The 20460-nt window shown below is 71.9% G+C and carries 11 protein-coding genes and 1 pseudogene; 10 read left to right on the forward strand and 2 right to left on the reverse strand.

From position 1 onward, the window contains the following. Positions 1–4: 4 nt before the first annotated feature. The 6 genes and pseudogenes from pntB to ACIA77_RS30095 all read left to right on the forward strand — a co-directional run. Positions 5–1423 carry a Re/Si-specific NAD(P)(+) transhydrogenase subunit beta gene (gene pntB / locus ACIA77_RS30070; RefSeq protein ID WP_395889358.1) on the forward strand — a complete coding sequence of 473 codons (1419 nt, stop codon included), beginning with the start codon at positions 5–7 and terminating at the stop codon, positions 1421–1423. Positions 1424–1802: 379 nt separating this feature from the next. Continuing rightward, positions 1803–3782, forward strand: coding sequence for a maltotransferase domain-containing protein (locus ACIA77_RS30075; protein ID WP_395889359.1), 1980 nt, complete (start codon positions 1803–1805; stop codon positions 3780–3782). Positions 3783–3875: 93 nt separating this feature from the next. Continuing rightward, on the forward strand, positions 3876–5684 hold the full coding sequence (gene treS, locus ACIA77_RS30080) for a maltose alpha-D-glucosyltransferase (protein ID WP_395889360.1): 1809 nt from the start codon (positions 3876–3878) through the stop codon (positions 5682–5684). A 5-nt stretch (positions 5685–5689) separates the two neighbouring features. Continuing rightward, a complete protein-coding gene (locus tag ACIA77_RS30085; protein WP_395889361.1) occupies positions 5690–7078 on the forward strand; it encodes an aminoglycoside phosphotransferase in 1389 nt (462 codons plus the stop codon). 4 nt (positions 7079–7082) lie between these two features. Continuing rightward, entirely contained in the window at positions 7083–9287 is a 2205-nt protein-coding gene (glgB, locus tag ACIA77_RS30090) for a 1,4-alpha-glucan branching protein GlgB (protein ID WP_395889362.1), read from the forward strand. A 127-nt stretch (positions 9288–9414) separates the two neighbouring features. Beyond that, a pseudogene (locus ACIA77_RS30095) lies at positions 9415–10239 on the forward strand (family 16 glycosylhydrolase); the annotation flags it as partial. A 484-nt stretch (positions 10240–10723) separates the two neighbouring features. Here ACIA77_RS30095 and ACIA77_RS30100 read toward each other — a convergent pair. Then, the gene (locus ACIA77_RS30100) at positions 10724–11734 is read right to left on the reverse strand and encodes a helix-turn-helix domain-containing protein (protein ID WP_395889363.1); all 1011 of its coding nucleotides are present in this window, start codon (positions 11732–11734) and stop codon (positions 10724–10726) included. Positions 11735–11821: 87 nt separating this feature from the next. Between ACIA77_RS30100 and ACIA77_RS30105 the strand changes: the two genes are divergently transcribed. The 3 genes from ACIA77_RS30105 to ACIA77_RS30115 all read left to right on the forward strand — a co-directional run bounded on the left by ACIA77_RS30105 (position 11822) and on the right by ACIA77_RS30115 (position 17769). Beyond that, positions 11822–15973, forward strand: coding sequence for a S8 family serine peptidase (locus ACIA77_RS30105; RefSeq protein ID WP_395889364.1), 4152 nt, complete (start codon positions 11822–11824; stop codon positions 15971–15973). A 127-nt stretch (positions 15974–16100) separates the two neighbouring features. Beyond that, positions 16101–16955: an SDR family NAD(P)-dependent oxidoreductase gene (locus ACIA77_RS30110; RefSeq protein ID WP_395889365.1), complete on the forward strand. Its 855-nt coding sequence runs from the start codon at positions 16101–16103 to the stop codon at positions 16953–16955. 265 nt (positions 16956–17220) lie between these two features. Next, complete coding sequence (locus ACIA77_RS30115) at positions 17221–17769, forward strand: hypothetical protein (protein ID WP_395889366.1); 549 nt, start codon at positions 17221–17223, stop codon at positions 17767–17769. On the opposite strand, the gene ACIA77_RS30120 is transcribed toward ACIA77_RS30115, so the two are convergent. Then, positions 17766–18491: a M24 family metallopeptidase gene (locus ACIA77_RS30120; RefSeq protein WP_395889367.1), complete on the reverse strand. Its 726-nt coding sequence runs from the start codon at positions 18489–18491 to the stop codon at positions 17766–17768. The genes ACIA77_RS30115 and ACIA77_RS30120 overlap by 4 nt on opposite strands. 200 nt (positions 18492–18691) lie before the next feature. On the opposite strand from ACIA77_RS30120, the gene ACIA77_RS30125 reads away from it, so the two are divergent. After that, positions 18692–20296, forward strand: a complete 1605-nt coding sequence (locus tag ACIA77_RS30125; protein ID WP_395889368.1) for a S1C family serine protease — start codon at positions 18692–18694, stop codon at positions 20294–20296. The last annotated feature ends 164 nt before the right edge of the window (positions 20297–20460 follow it).

A 20460-nucleotide genomic window follows, 5' to 3' on the forward strand; every position in this document is an offset into this window, starting at 1 on the left:
GCCGGTGCACGCGGAGACGTGGAAGACGGCGGCGTACCTGATCGCCGCCCTGCTGTTCGTGGCCAGCCTCGCGGGGCTGGCCAAGCACGAGACCTCGCGGCGCGGGGTCTGGTTCGGCATCGCCGGCATGGCGATCGCGCTGGTCGCCACCGCGGCCACCGCGCTCGGCATCGCGTCCGGGCTGGGGATCACGCTGCTGCTGGTCGCGCTCGTGATCGGCGCGGCGATCGGGGTGTGGCGGGCCCGGGTGGTCGAGATGACCGGCATGCCGGAGCTGATCGCGCTGATGCACAGCTTCGTCGGTCTCGCCGCGGTGCTGGTCGGCTGGAACGGGTTCCTCGAAGTCGAAGCGGACAGCGCGCAGACGGAGCTGGCCGGGTCGCTGCTGGGCATCCACCACGCCGAGGTCGTGATCGGCGTGTTCATCGGCGCGGTGACGTTCACCGGGTCGATCGTCGCCTACCTCAAGCTCTCGGCGCGGATCCCGTCCAAGCCGTTGCAGCTGCCGGGCAAGAACGCGCTCAACCTCGGCGCGCTGGTCGTGTTCGCGGTGCTGACGGTGATCTTCGTGCTCAGCCCCGCGACGTGGCTGCTCGGGGTGGTCACCGTGCTGGCGCTGCTGCTGGGCGTGCACCTGGTCGCCTCCATCGGCGGCGGGGACATGCCGGTGGTCGTGTCGATGCTCAACAGCTACTCCGGCTGGGCCGCGGCCGCGTCGGGCTTCCTGCTGGGCAACGACTTGCTGATCATCACCGGCGCGCTCGTCGGCTCGTCCGGTGCGTACCTGTCCTACGTGATGTGCAAGGCGATGAACCGCTCGTTCATCTCGGTCATCGCGGGCGGGTTCGGCGCCCCGGCGGCCACCGGTGGCGCCGAGGTGACCGGTGAGCACCGCGAGATCGACGCCGCCGGCGTCGCCGACCTGCTCTCCGGCGCCCGCTCGGTGGTCATCACCCCGGGGTACGGCATGGCGGTCGCGCAGGCGCAGGCCCCGGTGGCCGAGCTGACCCGGCGGCTGCGCGAGCAGGGCGTCGAGGTCCGCTTCGGCGTGCACCCGGTCGCCGGCCGGCTGCCCGGGCACATGAACGTGCTGCTCGCCGAGGCGAAGGTGCCCTACGACATCGTGCTGGAGATGGACGAGATCAACGACGACCTCGCCGACACCGACGTGGTGCTCGTGATCGGCGCCAACGACACGGTCAACCCGGCCGCCGCCGAAGACCCGGGCAGCCCGATCGCCGGCATGCCGGTGCTGCGGGTCTGGGAAGCGGGCAACGTCGTGGTGTTCAAGCGGTCCATGGCCACCGGCTACGCCGGGGTCCAGAACCCGCTGTTCTTCCGCGACAACACCCAGATGCTCTTCGGCGACGCCAAGGAGCGGGTGCAGGACATCCTCGCGGCGCTGCCGGCCCGCGTCGGCTGAGGCGCTCACCGCTTTTTTGCGCCCCCGGTCCGCTGACCACTGTGGACGGTGCGGCCCCGGCTGCCCGGGCGGGGCCGTCACCCGTTCCGGTATTTCCGGCACGCGCGCGACACGCCGGCCGGCCGGGTGAACACCGTTCGACTTCCGTGTTACGGGGGAATCGCGAAAAGCAGGCGCCGGTGATTGTTCCGCGCTCCGACTTGCGATCTCGGCGGCGCTGTGGGAGAGCGGGGAATTGCGCCGGACGGAGTGGTTTCGCCCGGCCGGGTGGCGGGTACGTTCCGTAAAAGGCCCCGCTGTCAAGGGCTTTGAGTGAATCAGGCACACTGACCGTGCTCGAGTTCGCACAGAAATCCACCCAGGCAAGAGGGGCGTTGCCATGACCGGCCGGCTCGGTATCGACGACGTCAGCCCGACCGTCAGCTGCGGCCGATATCCGGCCAAAGCCGTTGTGGGGGAACACTTTCCCGTTTCGGCCACGGTGTGGCGCGAAGGCCACGACGCCGTGGCGGCGACCGTAGCCTGGCGGGGCCCCGGCGACCGCGTCTCGCGGCAGACGCGGATGGCGGAGCAGGGGAAGGGACTGGACCGCTTCGGCGCCGTGATCGTCCCCGACGCCGAGGGCATGTGGACCTACCGCGTCGACGCGTGGAGCGACCCCTGGGCCACCTGGGAGCACGCGGTCGAGGTCAAGATCGCCGCGGGGCAAGGGGCCGGGGAACTGGCCAACGACCTCGAGTCGGGCGCGCGCCTGCTCGACCGCGTGTCCCGCCGTCCGGATCGCCGCGCCGAGCGCGCGCTGCTCGCGGGGGCGGCGGCGGACCTGCGCGACGAGGGCCACGACGTCGCCGCGCGCGTCGGGGCGGCGCTTTCGCCCGAGGTGCGCCGGATCATGCACGAATTCCCGGTGCGAGAGCTGATCACGAAGGGCAAACCGCAGAAGCTGTGGGTCGACCGCAAGCGCGCGGCGTTCGGGTCCTGGTACGAGTTCTTCCCGCGCTCCACCGGCGGCGTCGACGCCGAGGGCCGCGCGGTCCACGGCACGTTCGCCACGGCGGCCCGGGCGCTGGACCGCGTCGCGGGCATGGGCTTCGACGTGGTCTACCTGCCGCCCATCCACCCGATCGGGCGAGTGAACCGCAAGGGCCCCAACAACACCCTCGTCGCCACACCCGATGACGTCGGCTCGCCGTGGGCGATCGGCGCCGACGAGGGCGGGCACGACGAGATCCACCCCGACCTCGGCACGTTCGACGACTTCGACGCGTTCGTCGCCCGCGCGGAGGAACTCGGGATGGAGGTGGCTCTCGACCTCGCGCTGCAGGCGGCGCCGGACCACCCGTGGGTGCTCAAGCACCCGGAGTTCTTCACCACGCGCCCCGACGGCTCGATCGCCTACGCGGAGAACCCGCCGAAGAAGTACCAGGACATCTACCCGGTCAACTTCGACAACGACCCGCGCGGGATCTACGACGAGGTGCTCCGGGTCGTGCTGCACTGGGTGTCGCACGGGGTGCGCATCTTCCGGGTCGACAACCCGCACACCAAGCCGCCGGACTTCTGGGCGTGGCTCATCCAGTCGGTGAAGGACGCGCACCCGGACGTCATCTTCCTGGCCGAGGCGTTCACGCGTCCGGCGCGCCTGTGGGGCCTGGCGAAACTCGGTTTCACCCAGAGCTACACGTACTTCACGTGGCGCACGACCAAGGACGAGCTGACCGAGTTCGGTGTCGACCTCGTCGAGCACTGGAACGAGGGCAGGCCCAACCTGTTCGTGAACACGCCGGACATCCTCCACGAGTCGCTGCAGCACGGCGGCCCGGCGATGTTCGCGCTGCGGGCGGCGCTGGCGGCCACGCTCTCGCCCACGTGGGGGGTGTACTCCGGGTACGAGCTGTACGAGCACGTGCCGGTGCGCCCCGGCAGCGAGGAGTACCTCGACTCGGAGAAGTACCAGCTGCGCCCGCGCGACTTCGAACGGGCGCTCGCCGAGGGCCGCTCGCTGGAACCGTGGCTGGCGAAGCTCAACGCGGTCCGCAAGGCCCACCCGGCACTGCAGGGCATGCGGACCCTGCGGTTCCACCACGTCGACAACGGCGCGCTGCTCGCCTACTCCAAACAGGACCCGGCGACCGGCGACACCGTGGTGACGGTGGTGAACCTCGACCCGCACGGTGCGCAGGAAGGCACCCTGTGGCTCGACCTGGAGTCGCTCGGCTTCGAGTGGCACGAGCGGCTCATCGCGCACGACGAGGTCACCGGGGAGACCTGGGACTGGGGCCAGGCCAACTTCGTCCGGCTCGAACCGTGGCGTGCGGTCGCGCACGTCGTCGCGGTGCGGCGCCGGCTCGCCGGGTAACCGGGCCCTCGAAAGATTTCAGCCACCCTGCACGCACGGCACGCGGCAGGGACGATCGAACGTACCGCCGAATGCGGGACGAGGTGGAGTTTCATGGACGACGAGAGCCGGCCCGACGCAGCACTGGGCCTGGACGGCGTACCGCACACCGGTGAGGCGATGACCGCCGAGGGCCTGCTCGTGGAACCCCAGGCCGACGACTTCGGGCACGCGGTGGAGGCACCGCGCGACCCGGAGTGGTTCAAGGGTGCGGTGTTCTACGAAGTACTGGTGCGCGCGTTCACCGACTCGAACGGCGACGGCACCGGCGACCTGCGCGGGCTCGCCAGCCGGCTGGACTACCTCGAGTGGCTCGGCGTGGACTGCCTGTGGCTGCCGCCGTTCTACGCGTCGCCGCTGCGCGACGGCGGTTACGACATCAGCGACTTCCGCGCAGTGCTGCCGGAGTTCGGCAGCGTCGAGGACTTCGTGTACCTGCTCGGCGAGGCGCACAAGCGCGGCATCCGCGTCATCACGGACCTGGTGCTCAACCACACGTCCGACGCGCACCCGTGGTTCCAGCAGTCGCGCAACGACCCGGACGGCCCGTACGGCGACTACTACGTGTGGAGCGACGACGATTCGCGCTACGCCGACGCGCGCATCATCTTCGTCGACACCGAGACGTCGAACTGGACCTACGACCCGGTGCGCGGCCAGTTCTACTGGCACCGCTTCTTCAGCCACCAGCCGGACCTCAACTACGAGAACCCGGCCGTGCAGGACGCGATGATCGACGTGCTGCGGTTCTGGCTCGACCTCGGCATCGACGGGTTCCGGCTCGACGCCGTGCCGTACCTGTTCGAGCAGGAGGGCACCAACTGCGAGAACCTGCCGCGCACGCACGAATTCCTCAAGCGCTGCCGCAAGGTCGTCGACGACGAGTTCCCCGGCCGCATCCTGCTGGCCGAGGCGAACCAGTGGCCCTCGGACGTCGTCGAGTACTTCGGCGACCCGGACGTCGGCGGGGACGAGTGCCACATGGCGTTCCACTTCCCGCTGATGCCGCGCATCTTCATGGCCGTGCGCCGCGAGTCGCGGTTCCCGATCTCGGAGATCCTGCTGCAGACGCCGCAGATCCCGTCGGGCACGCAGTGGGGCATCTTCCTGCGCAACCACGACGAGCTCACGCTCGAGATGGTCACGGACGAAGAGCGCGACTACATGTACGCCGAGTACGCCAAAGACCCGCGGATGAAGGCCAACATCGGCATCCGCCGCCGCCTGGCGCCGCTGCTGGACAACGACCGCAACCAGCAGGAGCTGTTCACGGCGATGCTGCTGTCGCTGCCCGGTTCGCCCGTCCTGTACTACGGTGACGAGATCGGCATGGGCGACAACATCTGGCTCGGCGACCGCGACGCGGTCCGCACGCCCATGCAGTGGACGCCGGACCGCAACGCCGGCTTCTCCTCGTGCGACCCCGGCCGCATCTACCTGCCGGTGATCATGGACCCGGTCTACGGCTACGAGGCCCTCAACGTCGAGGCGCAGTCGAACAACGCGTCGTCGCTGCTGAACTGGACGCGGCGGATGATCGAGGTGCGCAAGCAGCACCACGCGTTCGCCGCCGGTGACTTCGTGGACCTCGGCGGTTCGAACCCGAGCGTCCTCGCGTACCAGCGGCAGTGGCAGCGGCCCGACGGGCGCCACGACGTCGTGCTGTGCGTGAACAACCTGTCGCGCTTCCCGCAGCCGGTGGAGCTCGACCTGTCCGCGCACCTCGGCTCGGTGCCGGTGGAGCTGACCGGTGGCGTGCGGTTCCCGGAGGTCGGTGAACTGCCGTACCTGCTCACGCTGCCCGGTCACGGGTTCTACTGGTTCCAGCTCGTCGAGCGGGAAGCCGAAGGCGAAATGAGGTGAGTCCGTTGGGCGACCACGAACACCTGATCGGGCAGCTCGTCGCCGAGCTGCCGGAGTGGCTGCCGGCGCAGCGCTGGTTCGCGGGCAAGGACCGGCCGATCACGGCGGTGCGCGCGCTCTCGGCGACCGAGCTGGTCGCGGGTGATCCGCAGCTGCTGCACGTGGTCGTCGAGGTGGCGCAGGGGGACCGGACCGAGCCCTACCAGCTGCTGGTGGGGCGCCGGTCGCACCCGCCGGAGATCGCGTCGGCCGCCTGGATCGGCGCCGACGGCGGGCTCAACTTCTACGAGGCGAGCGGCGACGCGGACCTCACCGCGGTGTTGCTGGACAACATGGTGACCGGCGAGCGCGTCGGCCCGCTCTCGTTCGAGCACGAACCCGGCGCCGAGCTCACCGGCGGGCTGCGGGCGCGGCCCATCACGTCCGAGCAGAGCAACACGTCGCTCGTGTATGGCGGCCAGTACATCCTGAAGCTCTTCCGCAAGCTGAGTCCGGGCATCAACAAGGACCTGCTGCTGCACCGCGCGCTGCAGGAAGCGGGGTGCGCGCACATCGCGCAGGTCGTCGGCTCGATCACGGGTGAGCTGGCCGGCGCGCGGGCGACGGTCGGGATGCTGCAGGTGTTCCTGCCCGACGCCGTCGACGGCTGGGCCATGGCCACCACGAGCGTGCGCGACCTGATGGCCGAACCCGATCTGCGGCCCGACGAGGTCGGCGGCGACTTCGCCGGCGAGGCCGAGCGCCTCGGCGCGGCGGTCGCCACCGTGCACACCGACCTGGCGGCCGCGCTGGGTGCGCACCCGGTGGACGAGGCCGAGCTCGACCGGACGGTGGCGGGCATGACCGAGCGGCTCGACCGGGTCGCGCGCGACGTCCCGCAGCTCGCCGAGCACGTGCCCGCGCTGCGGAAGGTGTTCGACGCGCTGCGCGAGCTGCCACCCGGCCGTCCGGAGATCTCGATGCAGTACATCCACGGCGACCTGCACTTGGGCCAGGTGCTGCGCACGGTCGGCGGCTGGCTCCTGCTCGACTTCGAGGGGGAACCGGCCGCACCCCTGGAGGAGCGGCACGCGCTGCGCTCGCCGCTGCGCGACGTCGCCGGGATGCTGCGCTCGTTCGACTACGCGGCCCGGCAGCTGCTCGTGGGCCAGCCCGACGAGCCGGCGCTCACCGAGCGCGCGCTCGACTGGGCGCGGCGCAACCGCACGGCGTTCTGCGACGGGTACGCCGCCGCGGGGGGCCCGATCGGCGACCCGCGCGAGCACGCGGAACTGCTCCGTGCGTTCGAACTCGACAAAGCGGTGTACGAAGTCAGCTACGAGCACGCGAACCGGCCGGATTGGCTGACCGTGCCGATGGCGGCGATCTCCCGGATCGCCCACGGAGGTGAGTGAAGACGTGAACGCGGCTCCCCGGGATCTGCCCGCGGCGGCTCCGTCCCCGCAGGACATCGACCGGCTCCTGGCCGGCTCGCACCACGATCCGCATTCGGTGCTCGGCGTCCACGCCGACAGCGCCACGGGAGTGGTGGTCCGCGCGCTGGTACCGGGCGCGAAGTCGGTGACGGCGCTCGCGGGCGAGCGGCGCTTCCCGCTGGAGCGCGTCGTCGACGCGCTGTTCGCCGCGGCGCTGCCCGAGCACCCGGGCGACTACCGGCTCGAGATCGGCTACGAGGGCCACACCGTGGTCACCGACGACCCGTACCGCTGGCTGCCGACGGTGGGCGAGCTGGACCTGCACCTGATCGGTGAAGGCCGGCACGAGCGGCTGTGGGACGTGCTGGGCGCGCACCTGCGCGGCTACGACACCCCAGGCGGCACCGTCGAGGGCGTGTCGTTCGCCGTGTGGGCGCCGACCGCGCGCGGCGTGCGCGTGATCGGCGACTTCAACGGCTGGGAGGGGCGCGGGCACGCCATGCGCTCGCTCGGCTCGTCGGGCGTGTGGGAGCTGTTCGTGCCGGACGTGCCGGTGGGCACGTGTTACAAGTTCCGGATCCTCGGCGCCGACGGGCACTGGCACGAGAAGGCCGACCCGATGGCCTTCGCGACCGAGGTGCCGCCCGCGACCGCGTCCAAGGTGACGAAGTCGGTGCACACCTGGGGTGACGACGACTGGGTCGCCGCCAGGGAGGCGACCAACTGGGCCGACGCGCCGATGAGCGTCTACGAGGTGCACCTCGGTTCGTGGCGGCCCGGCCTGGGCTACCGCGAGCTGGCCGATCAGCTGGCCGGCTACGTCGAGGAGACCGGCTTCACGCACGTGGAGTTCCTGCCGGTGGCGGAGCACCCGTTCGGCGGTTCGTGGGGCTACCAGGTCACCTCGTACTACGCGCCGACGTCGCGCTTCGGTTCGCCCGATGACTTCCGCTACCTCGTGGACCACCTGCACCAGCGCGGGATCGGCGTGCTCGTGGACTGGGTGCCGGCGCACTTCCCGCGCGACATCTGGGCGCTCGCGCGGTTCGACGGCAGCCCGCTGTACGAGCACGAGGACCCGCGCCGCGGCGAGCAGCCCGACTGGGGCACGCTCGTGTTCAACTTCGGCCGCAACGAGGTGCGCAACTTCCTCGTGGCCAACGCGCTGTACTGGCTCGAGGAGTTCCACCTGGACGGGCTGCGCGTGGACGCCGTCGCGTCGATGCTGTACCTCGACTACTCGCGGGGCGAAGGGGAGTGGTTGCCGAACGAGTACGGCGGCCGCGAAAACCTGGATGCGGTGCGGTTCCTGCAAGAGCTCAACGCGACCGTCTACAGGCGACACCCGGGCGTGGTGATGGTGGCGGAGGAGTCGACGGCGTGGCCCGGCGTCACGCGGCCGACGCACCTGGGCGGGCTCGGGTTCGGCTTCAAGTGGAACATGGGCTGGATGCACGACACGCTGCGCTACCTGAGCCACGAGCCCGTGCACCGCGCTTACCACCACAACGAGATGACGTTCTCGCTCGTGTACGCGTGGACCGAGAACTTCGTGCTGCCGCTCTCGCACGACGAAGTGGTGCACGGCAAGGGATCGCTGTGGCAGCGGATGCCGGGGGACGACTGGAACAAGGCGGCGGGACTGCGCTCGCTCCTGGCGTTCATGTGGGCGCACCCGGGCAAGCAACTGCTGTTCATGGGCGGTGAGTTCGGGCAGCCGCAGGAGTGGTCGGAGGCGCGCTCGCTCGACTGGCACCTGCTCGAGAGCCCGCTGCACGCTGGCGTGCAGGCGCTGATGCGGCAGCTCAACGAGATCTACCGGGGCACCGCCGCGCTGTTCAGCGGCGACGTGCGCCCGGAGGGTTTCCGGTGGATCGACGCCAACGATTCGGCCGGCAACGTGCTGAGCTTCCTGCGCATCGGGTCGGACGGATCGCGGCTCGCGTGCATCGCGAACTTCGCGGGCGTCCCGCACCACGACTACCGCGTGGGCCTGCCGGCCGCCGGCCGGTGGCTCGAGGTGCTCAACACCGACGCCGAGGTCTACGGCGGTTCGGGGGTCGGCAACCTCGGCGCGGTCGAAGCGGCGGACAAGCCGTGGCACGGCCTGCCGGCGTCGGCCGTGCTCCAGCTGCCGCCGAGCGGGGTGCTGTGGTTGCTGGAGGAGGCCACCTCGACACCCCAGTGAGGTTGTCGGAAAATTCCTCACGTTTACCCTTGCCGGTGATCAACCGCGCGGGTTACTTTGTTGCCACCCACAACAAACCCGGGGTGGCGCCGCCAGGTCACCCCTCGAGCGACGAGGGATGACGACGATGAAGTCTCTGAAGACGTCCGCCCGGTGGCGGCTGCTGGCGATCCCCGCGGCGGTGGCACTGGCGGGAGGGGTGACGTTCGCGGCGGCGCCGGCCGGCAGCGCGGCGCCCGCGAGCCCGGCCGCCACGTTCACCGACGACTTCGACGGCCCGGCGGGCTCGCCGGCCGACGGGTCGAAGTGGAACTACGAGACCGGCGACAACGTGAACAACCACGAGCGCGAGTGGTACACCTCCGGCGCGGCCAACGCGGCGCTGGACGGCCAGGGCCACCTGGTGATCACGGCGAAGAAGGAGTCGTCCGGCAACAACTGCTGGTACGGCCCGTGCGAGTACACGTCGGCGCGGCTCAACACCTCCGGCAAGTTCTCGGCGAGCTCGGGCCACATCGAGGTCCGCATGAAGCTCCCTCGCGGGCAGGGCATGTGGCCGGCGTTCTGGATGCTCGGCGGCGGCAACTGGCCCGACGACGGCGAGATCGACGTCATGGAGAACATCGGCAAGGAGCCGACCACCGTGCACGGCACGATCCACGGCCCCGGCTACTCGGGGGCCAACGGCATCGGCGCGGCGTACAACGGCCCGAACTTCTCCGACGACTTCCACACCTACGCCGTGGACTGGTCCACGAACAAGATCGTGTGGTCCGTCGACGGCAACGCCTACGAAACCCGCACTCCGGCGGACCTGGGCGGCAACCGCTGGGTCTACGACCACCCGTTCTTCCTCATCCTCAACCTCGCCGTCGGCGGCGACTGGCCGGGTGACCCCGACGGCGGCACCCAGTTCCCGCAGCAGCTCGTGGTCGACTACGTGCACGTGAGCTGAGGCGTCCACAGCGGACACCCGGTTCCCCGCACCACCGGTCGCCACCGCGAATTCGGGCCGCGGCGGCGGGCGGAGATCAGGCGGGCGCGGATCTCCGCGGCTTCGCCCGGCTCGTCTCCCGGCGAGCCGGGCGAAGCCCCGGGAGGCCCGCCCGGCGGGCACCGCCCGAGGTGCCGCCAGAGACCTGGCCCGGGCCGGAGTTCCCCGTTGCGGCGGCGGGGGATCCCGGCCCGGGCCGGAACCACGTCGGGGCCGCGGTTCAGAGCCGGCCGCGGGAACTTGCAGCGGCCGGAACCGAGCCGATCGGCCGATGGCAGCCCGGCTGGCCGGCGCCGGCTCAGCCGGGCCGGGTGCGGAGACCTCCGGCCCGGCTTCAGGGGTTCCTGCCTGAGCACGGCTTCCCAGGCCGGCCGCGGTCCCGTTCGGCCGAGCGGCTTCCCCGCCGCCGAGGCTGATCCGGCTACCTCCGTTGTCGCGCGGTTCAGAGCCAGCCGCGGGCCCTGGCGTTCATGCCGGCCTGGAAGCGGGTCGTCGCGTTGAGGTCGGTCATCAGGCGCTGGACGCGGCGCTGGGTCGTGCGGGGGCTCCAGCCGAGGGCGCGGCCGATGCCCGCGTCGGTCTGACCGGCGGCGAGCAGGGTGAGCAAGGTGGTCGTCTCGGGGTCGACGTCGGGGGCGGGCTCGGTGAGGGCTTCGGAGATCGGCATGGCGCGGTCCCACTCGGCTTCGAAGAGGGTGACCAGCGCGTCCAGCAGCGCCGACGCGTGGATGATGTACGCGGCGTCGACGACGTGCGGCGAGGAGCTGATGGGGATCACAGCGACCTCTTCGTCGGCCATCACCATCTTGATCGGCAGGTGCGGGCGCACGCGGGAGCGTTCGCCGTGCTGGCCGCTGACCAGGATGTCGTTCGTGAGCCGGCCGGGGACCGCGACCGCCTGCCGGTCGTAGATCACGCGGTAGGTGATGCCCGCCTTGAGCCGCTGCCGTTCCGGGTCGAGGTTCTCCCCGGGGGCGCTGACGTAGGGCGGGCGGTCGAACCCGCGGATCTGCGTTCGCGCCTCGTCCTGCAGCCGGCGCACGCGCACGTCGATGTTCTCCGCGCCCGTGACGACCTCGACCAGTTCGGCCGGGTGCGTGAACCGGCTGGCTTCGCGGTGCACGGTCATCAGGTCTTCGATCGCCGCGCGGGCGCTGCGCAACTCGGCCGCGCGTTCGGCCGCGAGTGCACCGAGTGCGATGTCCGGTGCCGCCGCGAGGTAGCGCGCGGGCCGGCCCGGCACGCGGCTCGCCATGCCGCTCGCGGTGAGCCGCGACAGGGCCCGCGCCACCTGCTGGGCGGAAAGTCCGCATTGTTCGGCCAGGTCCACGGCGCGCGTGCGCGGGTGGCCCAGCAACGCCGTGTACACCCTCGCGTCGACGGCCGGGATGCCCAGCGCGTCGAGGTCTCGCAGCTGCTGGCGTGAACCTGCCAGCTGGCGACTATTGGTCATGGTGGCTATCTTGCGCCAGCCGCGCGGGCACTGGGAAATTGATCCGACCACTGCTCTCCCCGTCCCCCCGACCCGAAAGGGAGCCTGGTGCCCCGAGCCCGAACCACGGCGCTGCGCCGTGCGCTGATCGCTTTCACCGCCGCCGCCACCCTCACCGGCCTCGCCGTTCCGCCGGCCACCGCGGCGCCACCCGAGGATCAGCCGCCGCCCGCCAGACACGTCGCGATGCCCGACGGCGGCAGCATCACCGTCGACCCCGACGGCACCGCGACCCGCACCGACGCCCACGGCAAGACCCTCGCCAAGACCGTGCTCGCCCTTCCGCAGGGCACCTCCGCTCTCGGCAGCCTGGCGCCCACCGACAACGCCGTCCGCGCCGCGTTCAGCCGGACCACCACGCCGCCCGCGCAACCTGCCGACGTCCTCGTGCAGCTCGCCGGTTCGACCATCGTCACCGGCACCCCGCTCCCGGCCGGCCGCCGCGCGGCCAAGACGTCGGACACCGGCGTCAACGCGGCGCTCACGAAGGTCGGCGCCACCTCCGTCGAGCCCGTCTTCCCGGGCGTCAGCGACGTTCCCGCGCTCGCGAAGACCGTGCTCGTGCACCTCTCCGGCCGGGACACCGACGCCGCCGCGAAGACGCTCGCCGCGACCCCCGGCGTGGTGAGCGCGCAGCCGAACCGCCGCGCCTCGACGATGTCGACCGGCCCCGTGCCGGTGCCGCAGCCGGCCGTCAAGGCGGCGAAACTGCCGCAGGCGCACCGGAACCCGCCCGCCCCGCTGCCCGCGAACTACGGGGTGACGTCGTCGGCCCAGAGCTACCTCAACGCCGGCGGCACCGACGCGCTCGGCGCGTATTCGTTGCTGGGCAAGGAGTACGGCCAGCTGCCCGGCACCGGCGAGATCATCACCAACGTCTCGCTCGGCGACCTCACCGACCAGAGCATGGCCGACGCCGGTGACAGCTACGTCCAGGCCAACGGCCCGACCACGGTGGTGCGCGACGGGCAGCGGTACCTCGACATCCCGTCGATGCCGCTGATCCCCACCTACACCGCGGACTCCTCCGGGCACCTCGACCCGGCCGGCTCCGTCGAGAACCAGGACGCCTCGCTCGGCGAGGTCCTGATGGACTTCGGGGTGATGGCGCCCCTGCCGCACGACCGCCAGCGCGCAGGCGCGCAGGGCGACGGCTTCACCGACCTGCTCGGCATCGCGCCCGGCGCGCAGTACCGGCTGGTCGTGCCGAAGGAACCGACGCTCGACCAGATCTCGGTCGCGCTGCTCGCCGCCGCGCGCCAGACGCCGCGCCCGGACGTGATCACCGCGAGCCTCGGCGTCGGCACCGACAGCGTGGGCTTCCCCGGCCGCTACCTCGAAGACGACCCGGTGGCGCAGGCCGTGATCACGACGATCGTGCAGCAGTACCACATCGTCGTCACCGTGTCCGCCAACGACGGCACGCGGGTGTTCACCCCGGCGGCCGTCGGCCCGGACGGCGGCAGCACGCCGACCGACGTCACCAAGGACGCCCGCGACACCACCGACATCGGCGACGACCAGTTCTCCACCACCCCGACCAAGGTGCTCGACTCCGGCGCGATCGCCGTCGGCGGCACCACGCTCGACGACACGCTCGCCGTGTCGCAGCAGGCCGGCGGCGCGGCCGCGCACAACCCGACGTTCGCGACCACGCGCACCGACGGCGGCGGGCTCTTCTCCTCGGGCTTCGGCACGCGCGTCGACGTTTCCGCGCCCAGCGACGGGATCCTCGTCGTGGCGCACACGCAGCGGGGGAACGCGCAGGACGTCACGCCGGTGCTCAACGGCGGCACGTCGGCGTCGGCTCCGATGACCGCGGCCGCCGCGGCGGTGGTGCTGCAGGCCGCGAAGCTCACCGGCCGCTCGCTGAGCCCGGCCGACGTCCGGTCGCTGCTGCAGCACACAGCGCGCCCGGTCGCGTCGCCGCCGCAGATGGACCGGCCGGTGACGGTCGGCCCGCAGCTCGACGTGACCGCGGCCGTCCAGTCCGTGCTGGGTGACCACCGCGGCAAGGTCGACCCGGCGATCACCCGGCTCTCGGTGGCCCACCGCGTGACCACCGGCGGGCTCGGCGGTTCCTTCACCGAGAACGCCGACGGTGGACGCGTCGACCTCGACACGGGCGGCACGGGGGAGGGCCTCGTCGGCCCGGTCACCGTGGGCGCCGACGTCGTCGGCGCGCCCGGCAACGCGTCCTACGCGCTGGAGGTCAACGGCCACGAGTTCACCTCGGACGTGCCGGCGGTGCGGCTGAGCCCCGGTGAAATCCTGGCCGCGGCCGGACTTCCGGTGGTGTCCACAGAGGACCGTTCGGTGCGGGTCACGTTCGAGGTGCGCTCGGGCCACCGGGTGGTGGCGTCGGCTTCGCAGACGCTGACCTTCGGCCCGAGCGACGGCACGTACGCCGAAGCGCTCGCCCCGGTCGCGCCGGCGTCCGTGCCGGCCGGACGCGAGGTGAAGGTGCACTACGACCTGACCGGCGTGCGGAACGTGTCGAACCCCCAGCTCGTCGTCTCGACGCTCGGGCACTGGAACCCGGTCAGCGCACCGCTGTTCGGCACCGGGTTCGTGGCGCCGCTGACCGCCACGTCGGGTGACGTGGTCGTTCCGGCGTCCGCGTTCGCGGGCGGCGCGGGCGTGTACGGGATCGGGCTCGTGCAACGGTCGGTCACCGGCAGCGCCGGCGATCCGACCTACGGCGAGTTCACCGCGATCCGCGTCGGCGGACCCGCGCAGCGGCCGGACGCGCCCACCCTCACGGCGGGCGGCGCTTCGGGACACTTCGCCGAGCTCACCCGTGCGGCTCCGGGCTTCTCGCTCGGCTACGACGTGCGCGGTGTGCCGGGTGCGACCGGGGCGGCGGTGGAGGTTTCGGCTCCCGCGCCGACGCTGTACAACGCGCTCAACACCGTCACCAACGCCAACGGCGATCGCCGCGACCAGGGTGGACCGAGTGCGGGATCCGTGGCGTACCAGCAGCTTCCGGCCCGCAACGGCGTCGCGAAGCTCGACGCGGTGCAGCTCGGCCTCGGTGGCTCGCTCGACTACAACGTGCGGGTGTTCGCGACCGACCGGCACGGCAACGTGGTGGGCCAGGCGTCGCCGACGTCGTTCCTCGTGCTCGACGACGGGTACGCGCCGGGCGACACGGTGGTGACGAGTTTCGCCGCCGCGGCCACGGGGTCGTCCTACGTCGCGCTGCGCGAACCGGGCGGCGGTGAGTCGGTGCGCGAGTACGACGCCGCGCACGGGACCTACGGCCGGGTGCTGGCGAACGACGCGTCGAACAGCGACGCGTACCAGGTGCTCGGCGCGGACGCCGATCGGCTGGCGCTGCTGCACGTGACGCCCGCGGGCTGGACCGTCGAGACGTACGACACCGGGTCGCTGCAACGCGTCGCCGCGGCGACCGCCGAGGGCTACTCGGTGTCGGGCGGCCGCGTCGACCCGACCCGGCACCGCGCGGCGCTGCTGGCCAAGCGGACGTCGGACAACACCGACTTCGTGCTGCCGCTGGGGCTGGCCGACGGTGCGCTCGGCGCGCCGCTGCCCGCGGATCCGCCGGGTGCGGTCGCGGGCGGGTTCAAGATGATCGCGCTCGACCAGGCCACGGGGCTGGTCTACCTGGCGCGCGCCGGCAGCGGCCTGATCTGCTTCGGCGCGGGCGCGGCCTCGGTGGCGGCGGTGGACCTCGACTCGGGCACGACGCGGCTGTCCGACGGGGGCAGCGTGTGCGCCAACGGGCTGGCGTTCGACGACGGCGCGAACAAGCTGTACGAGACGGTGTACCGCTCGGTGAGCCTCAACATCGTCGGCACCACCTCGCTCGGGTCGGTCGCCGGCGACACGCTCACGGCGGGCGGCTCGGTGACGGTGCGGCAGCAGCAGTCGTCGTTCCTGGCCGTCGACGGGGTCCACCACCTCGGGCTGATCGCTTTCCGCACCCCGCCGGTGATCTCGCAGTTCGGCAAGGTCGGCGGCGTGATCACCGACAGCAACGCCACGAGCCAGTTCGCGGTGATCGACCTGGCGACCGGCAAGCAGGTGTCGGTGGTGTCCGGCCTGAACTTCGTCGCGAGCCCGTTCGGCGGCGAGGTCAACTCGCAGACGGAACGCTCGGCCCAGCTCGACCCGGCCACGCGCACCGGCTGGGTGCCCTCGGCCGACGGGCGGCAGCTGCAGCAGTTCCGGTACTGACCGGTCCCTCCCGGCGGCGCGGCCGGGAGGGCGTGGCGGTGGCGGGATCGGTCCGATGTGGACCGGTCCCGCCATTTTTGCGGGTTTCGATCGCCGACGCCCGCGGCGGCAGGGCAAGATCGACAACATGGACCGACCGCTGGCGGGCAGGATCGCCGTCGTCACCGGCGCGAGCCGGGGCGTGGGCAAGGGCATCGCGCTGGAACTGGGCGCCGCGGGTGCGACGGTGTACCTCACCGGCCGCAGTGCGGGCGCCGGCCCGTTGCCCGGCACGATCGCGGAGACGGCCGCGGAGGTGACGGCGCTCGGCGGCACCGGCGTCGCCGTGCGCTGCGACCACCACGACGACGGGCAGGTGGCCGCGGTGTTCAAGCGCATCGCCGTCGAAGCGGGCCGGCTCGACGTGCTGGTGAACAACGTCTTCTCCGCACCCGATCTCGCGGCGTGGCTCACCAAGCCGTTCTGGGAGCTGCCGATCAGGGCATGGGACGAGGTGCTCGGCATCGGCGCCCGCTCGCACTACGTGGCGAGTGTCCACGCGGCTCCGCTGCTGTTCGCCGCGGGTGGCGGCTTGATCGCGAACATCTCGTCCTCGGGCGCGGCCGCGTACCAGCAGAACACCGTCTACGGCGTCGGCAAGGCGGCCGTCGACAAGATGACCGCGGACACGGCGCTCGAACTGCGGCCCCACCACGTCGCGGTCGTGTCCCTCTGGCCCGGGCTCGTGCGCACCGAACTGCTGGCCTTCGCCGCGCGCCGGACGCCCGAGGGCCGCGCCGTCCTCGACATCCCCGGTGCCGGCGCCTTCGACCTCGCCGCGGCGGAGTCCCCGCGCTTCGTCGGCCGGGGCGTGGTGGCACTGGCTTCGGACCCGGACGTGCTCAACCGCTCGGGCACCGTCGAAACCACCGCGGATCTCGCGGCGGCCTACGGCTTCACCGACGTGGACGGCACCCTGCCGGGCGAGATCGCGCCGTCTTGAGCCCGGGGCTGATCCGGCCGCCCGCATTGTGCTCCGACCGTGACAGCCGTCCAGCGAGTCGTTCACGGCCACGACGGCCGTCACGACCACTGGCGCCGAACGGCCCGGTTCGCCCGAAAACTCCCCGACACACGGCGTTGTGCCGCTCCGGGTTCAGGCGCGGGCACGAGAGGAACACCACTCTCGACAATCGCTTAGGTTTGCCTAAGCTCACCGTGCCCGACCTGCCGGGTTGCCCGCTCCAGTCCGGAAAGGACGTTCCGCCGTGAGTACCCCCGTTGTTCAAGCCGCGCCTGTTCCCGTCACCCCGTCCGTGCGGCGGCTGCGCGCCGCGGCGGTGGCCCGGATCGTGTTCGGGGTGGTGTGGGCCATCGACGCCACCTTCAAATGGCTGCCGGGCTTCGTGCACGGCCAGACGCTCGGCAAGGAGCTGGGCAAGGCCGACAAGATCACCGTCCCCGTGGTGCACCAGTGGCTCGAGCTGTGGCACGCGGTCGCGAGCTGGAGCCCGGCGGCGTTCGCCGCCGGCACGGCCGTGATCGAGACCCTGATCGCGCTCGGCCTGATCCTCGGCGCGTTCTCGAGCCTCGTCTTCCTCGGCAGCGCCGTGTTCTCGTTCGGCATCTGGTCGGCGGCCGAAGGCTTCCACCTGCCGTGGACCACGCCGGGCATGACGGACCTCGGGCCGTCCGTCGGCTACATCTTCGCCTCACTCGGCCTGTACTACGCGGCCGCCGGCTCGGTGTGGAGCCTCGACACGGTGCTGCAGCCGAAGCTCGGCAAGCTCGCGTTCCTGGCCGCCCGCCCGGCTTAGCGGGCCGCGCCGGCCGGTCCGGGACCCAGGTCGAGCAGCTCCTCGAAGAACCCGCCGATCCGCCGTTCGCGGTCGACGAGGTGGACTTCGAGGATCCAGTGCGCCGCCTGGCCACCCCGGTCCGGCCGGCGCATCGGTCGGTCGCTGCCCGGCGCGATGTACGACTCGATGCGCTCGCCGTCGATCGTCTCGTGCGGGAACTGGCCCACGAGGTGCCCGGCGTGCGCGCCGCCGAACTCCCAGCCGGCTTCCGCCGCGAGCTTCGTGACGTGGGCGTACAGCTCGGCGCCGCTCACGTCCGGATGCGCCTCGAAGTAGGCGCGCCCCGCCTGCCACACCACGGGGAGGCTGTCGCGCAGCCGCTGCTTCACCGGGTCGTCGCCCAGCACGAACGTCCGCCCGAAGTCGGCCTCGAACTCCTCGAAGATCGGGCCGAAGTCCACGAACACGATGTCGTCTTCGGCGATCACCCGGTCCGGCGGGTTCTCCCGGTACGGCCGCAGCGTGTTCTCGCCCGCGCGCACGATCCGCTTGTGCCAGTAGCGGTCCACGCCGAACAGCTCGGCCGCGAGGTCGCGTACGGCGTCGCTCGCCTCCGTCTCCCGCACGCCCGGCGCGAGCAGCCCGCGCCGCTGCACCTGGTCGAACAGCTCGACGGCCTTGGCCTGCGCGTCCAGCAGCCGCCGGGCGCGCAGCGCCTCGTCCTCGATCAACTCAGCCATGCCCCGACCGTAACCGGCACTCGCCCGCGCCCACCAGGGGTGCCCGATTCGTGCACCTGCGGGAAGGAACGTCCGGTCTTCAGGGGAACCGGGGAAAACTCCACAGCTTGCGCACGGAGCGTGGCAAGGAAACTCTCAGGTACGGGGTGTGTCCTGGTCGAGGCGGCAAGCCAGGAGCGGGACGAGGCTGGAGCGGGAAGATGAGCGAACAGGAACCGGGTTCGACCGGCGGACAGGCCGGCGGCTGGCCGTACGGCGACCAGACCCAGCCGGGCCACTACGGACAGCACGAGCAGGCGCACCAGGGCCAGCAGGGTCAGCCGGGCCAGCCGGGCCAGCCGGGCCAGCACGGTCAGTACGGTGCGTACGGACAGCAGAACCCGTACGGCTACCAGGGCTGGGGGCAGCAGGGTGCCTGGGGCACGCAGCAGTACCCGCAGACGCCGTACCACAAGCCGAAGCCGCCCCGGCCGGTGCGCAGCGCGGCGATCGCGGTCGGCGCCATCGGGCTGTCGGTGGTCCTCGGCCTCGGGATCGGCCACTTCGTGTGGACACCCGGCACCGCGAGCGGCAACCAGAACTTCGGGTCCGTCGCCCCGCCCGGGGGCGCGTCGAGCACGTCGATCGACGCCAACGGGATCGCGCAGAAGGTCGACCCGGCACTGGTCGACGTCAACACCGACCTGGGTTACCAGGGCGCGGAAGCCGCGGGCACCGGCATCGTGCTGACCTCCGACGGCGAGATCCTCACCAACAACCACGTCGTCGAAGGCGCCACCAGCATCAAGGTGACCGACCTCGGCGACGGCAAGACCTACACCGCGTCGGTTCTCGGCTACGACCGCAGCCACGACATCGCGGTCATCAAGCTCAACGGCGCTTCCGGCCTCAAGACCGCGACGCTCGGCAACTCGTCTTCGGTCCAGACCGGCGACGCCGTGGTCGGCATCGGCAACGCCGGCGGCGCGGGCGGCACCCCGGCCGTGGCCGCGGGCAAGGTGACGGCGCTGAACCAGTCGATCACCGCGTCGGACGAGTCGAGCAGCTCCTCGGAGCAGCTGTCCGGCCTGATCCAGGTCGACGCCGACATCCAGTCCGGCGACTCGGGCGGCCCGCTGGTCAACGCGAGCGGTCAGGTGATCGGCGTCGACACCGCCGCGTCGCAGAGCTTCCAGTTCAACGGCGGCCAGGGCCGTGGCTTCGGCGGCGGGCTCGGCCGCGGGCAGGGCGGGGTCGGCCAGGGTGACGGCGGTTTCGGCCAGGGCCAGGGCGGGTTCGGCCAAGGGCAGGGCGGTCTGGGGCAGGGTGACGGCCAGCAGGGTGACGGTCAGCGGGGCGGCTCGAACGGGAACCAGGGTTTCGCGGTGCCGATCAACCAGGCGATCGACCTGGCGCACCAGATCATCGGCGGCAAGTCCTCCGACACCGTCCACATCGGACAGAGCGCGTTCCTCGGTGTGTCCGTGAGTGACGCCGGCCAGCAGGCCCAGGGCGGCTTCGGCCAGGGGCAGGGCGGGCTCGGCCAGGGCGGCTTGGGTCAGGGCCAAGGCCAGGGCCAGGGCCAGGGCAGCTCGCCCGGAGCGCTGATCCAGCAGGTGGTCCAGGGTGGCCCGGCCGCGGCGGCCGGCCTGACCGGCGGCGACGTGATCACCGCGGTGGACGGCAAGGCCGTCGACTCGGCGACCACGCTCACCACCCTCATGGACACCCACCACCCGGGCGACAAGCTCACCGTGACGGTCGTCGACCAGACGGGCCAGCAGCACGACGTCTCGATCACCCCGGCCAACGGGCCGGTCGGCTGAGCCGAACCACCACGGGGTCCCGGTCCACTTCGGACCGGGACCCGGTGGTGGTTCCGCCTCTCTTCGCCGCGAAAGAGGGGCTTCGGGCGGCTTCGTGCGGCTGCCGAACGGGGGCTCGCTGGTCCCGGGGACTGGTCCGGTCGGCGTCTCCTGCGCCCCTGGCA

This window comes from Amycolatopsis sp. NPDC051903, from assembly GCF_044452505.1.
Taxonomy (GTDB): Bacteria; Actinomycetota; Actinomycetes; order Mycobacteriales; family Pseudonocardiaceae; genus Amycolatopsis.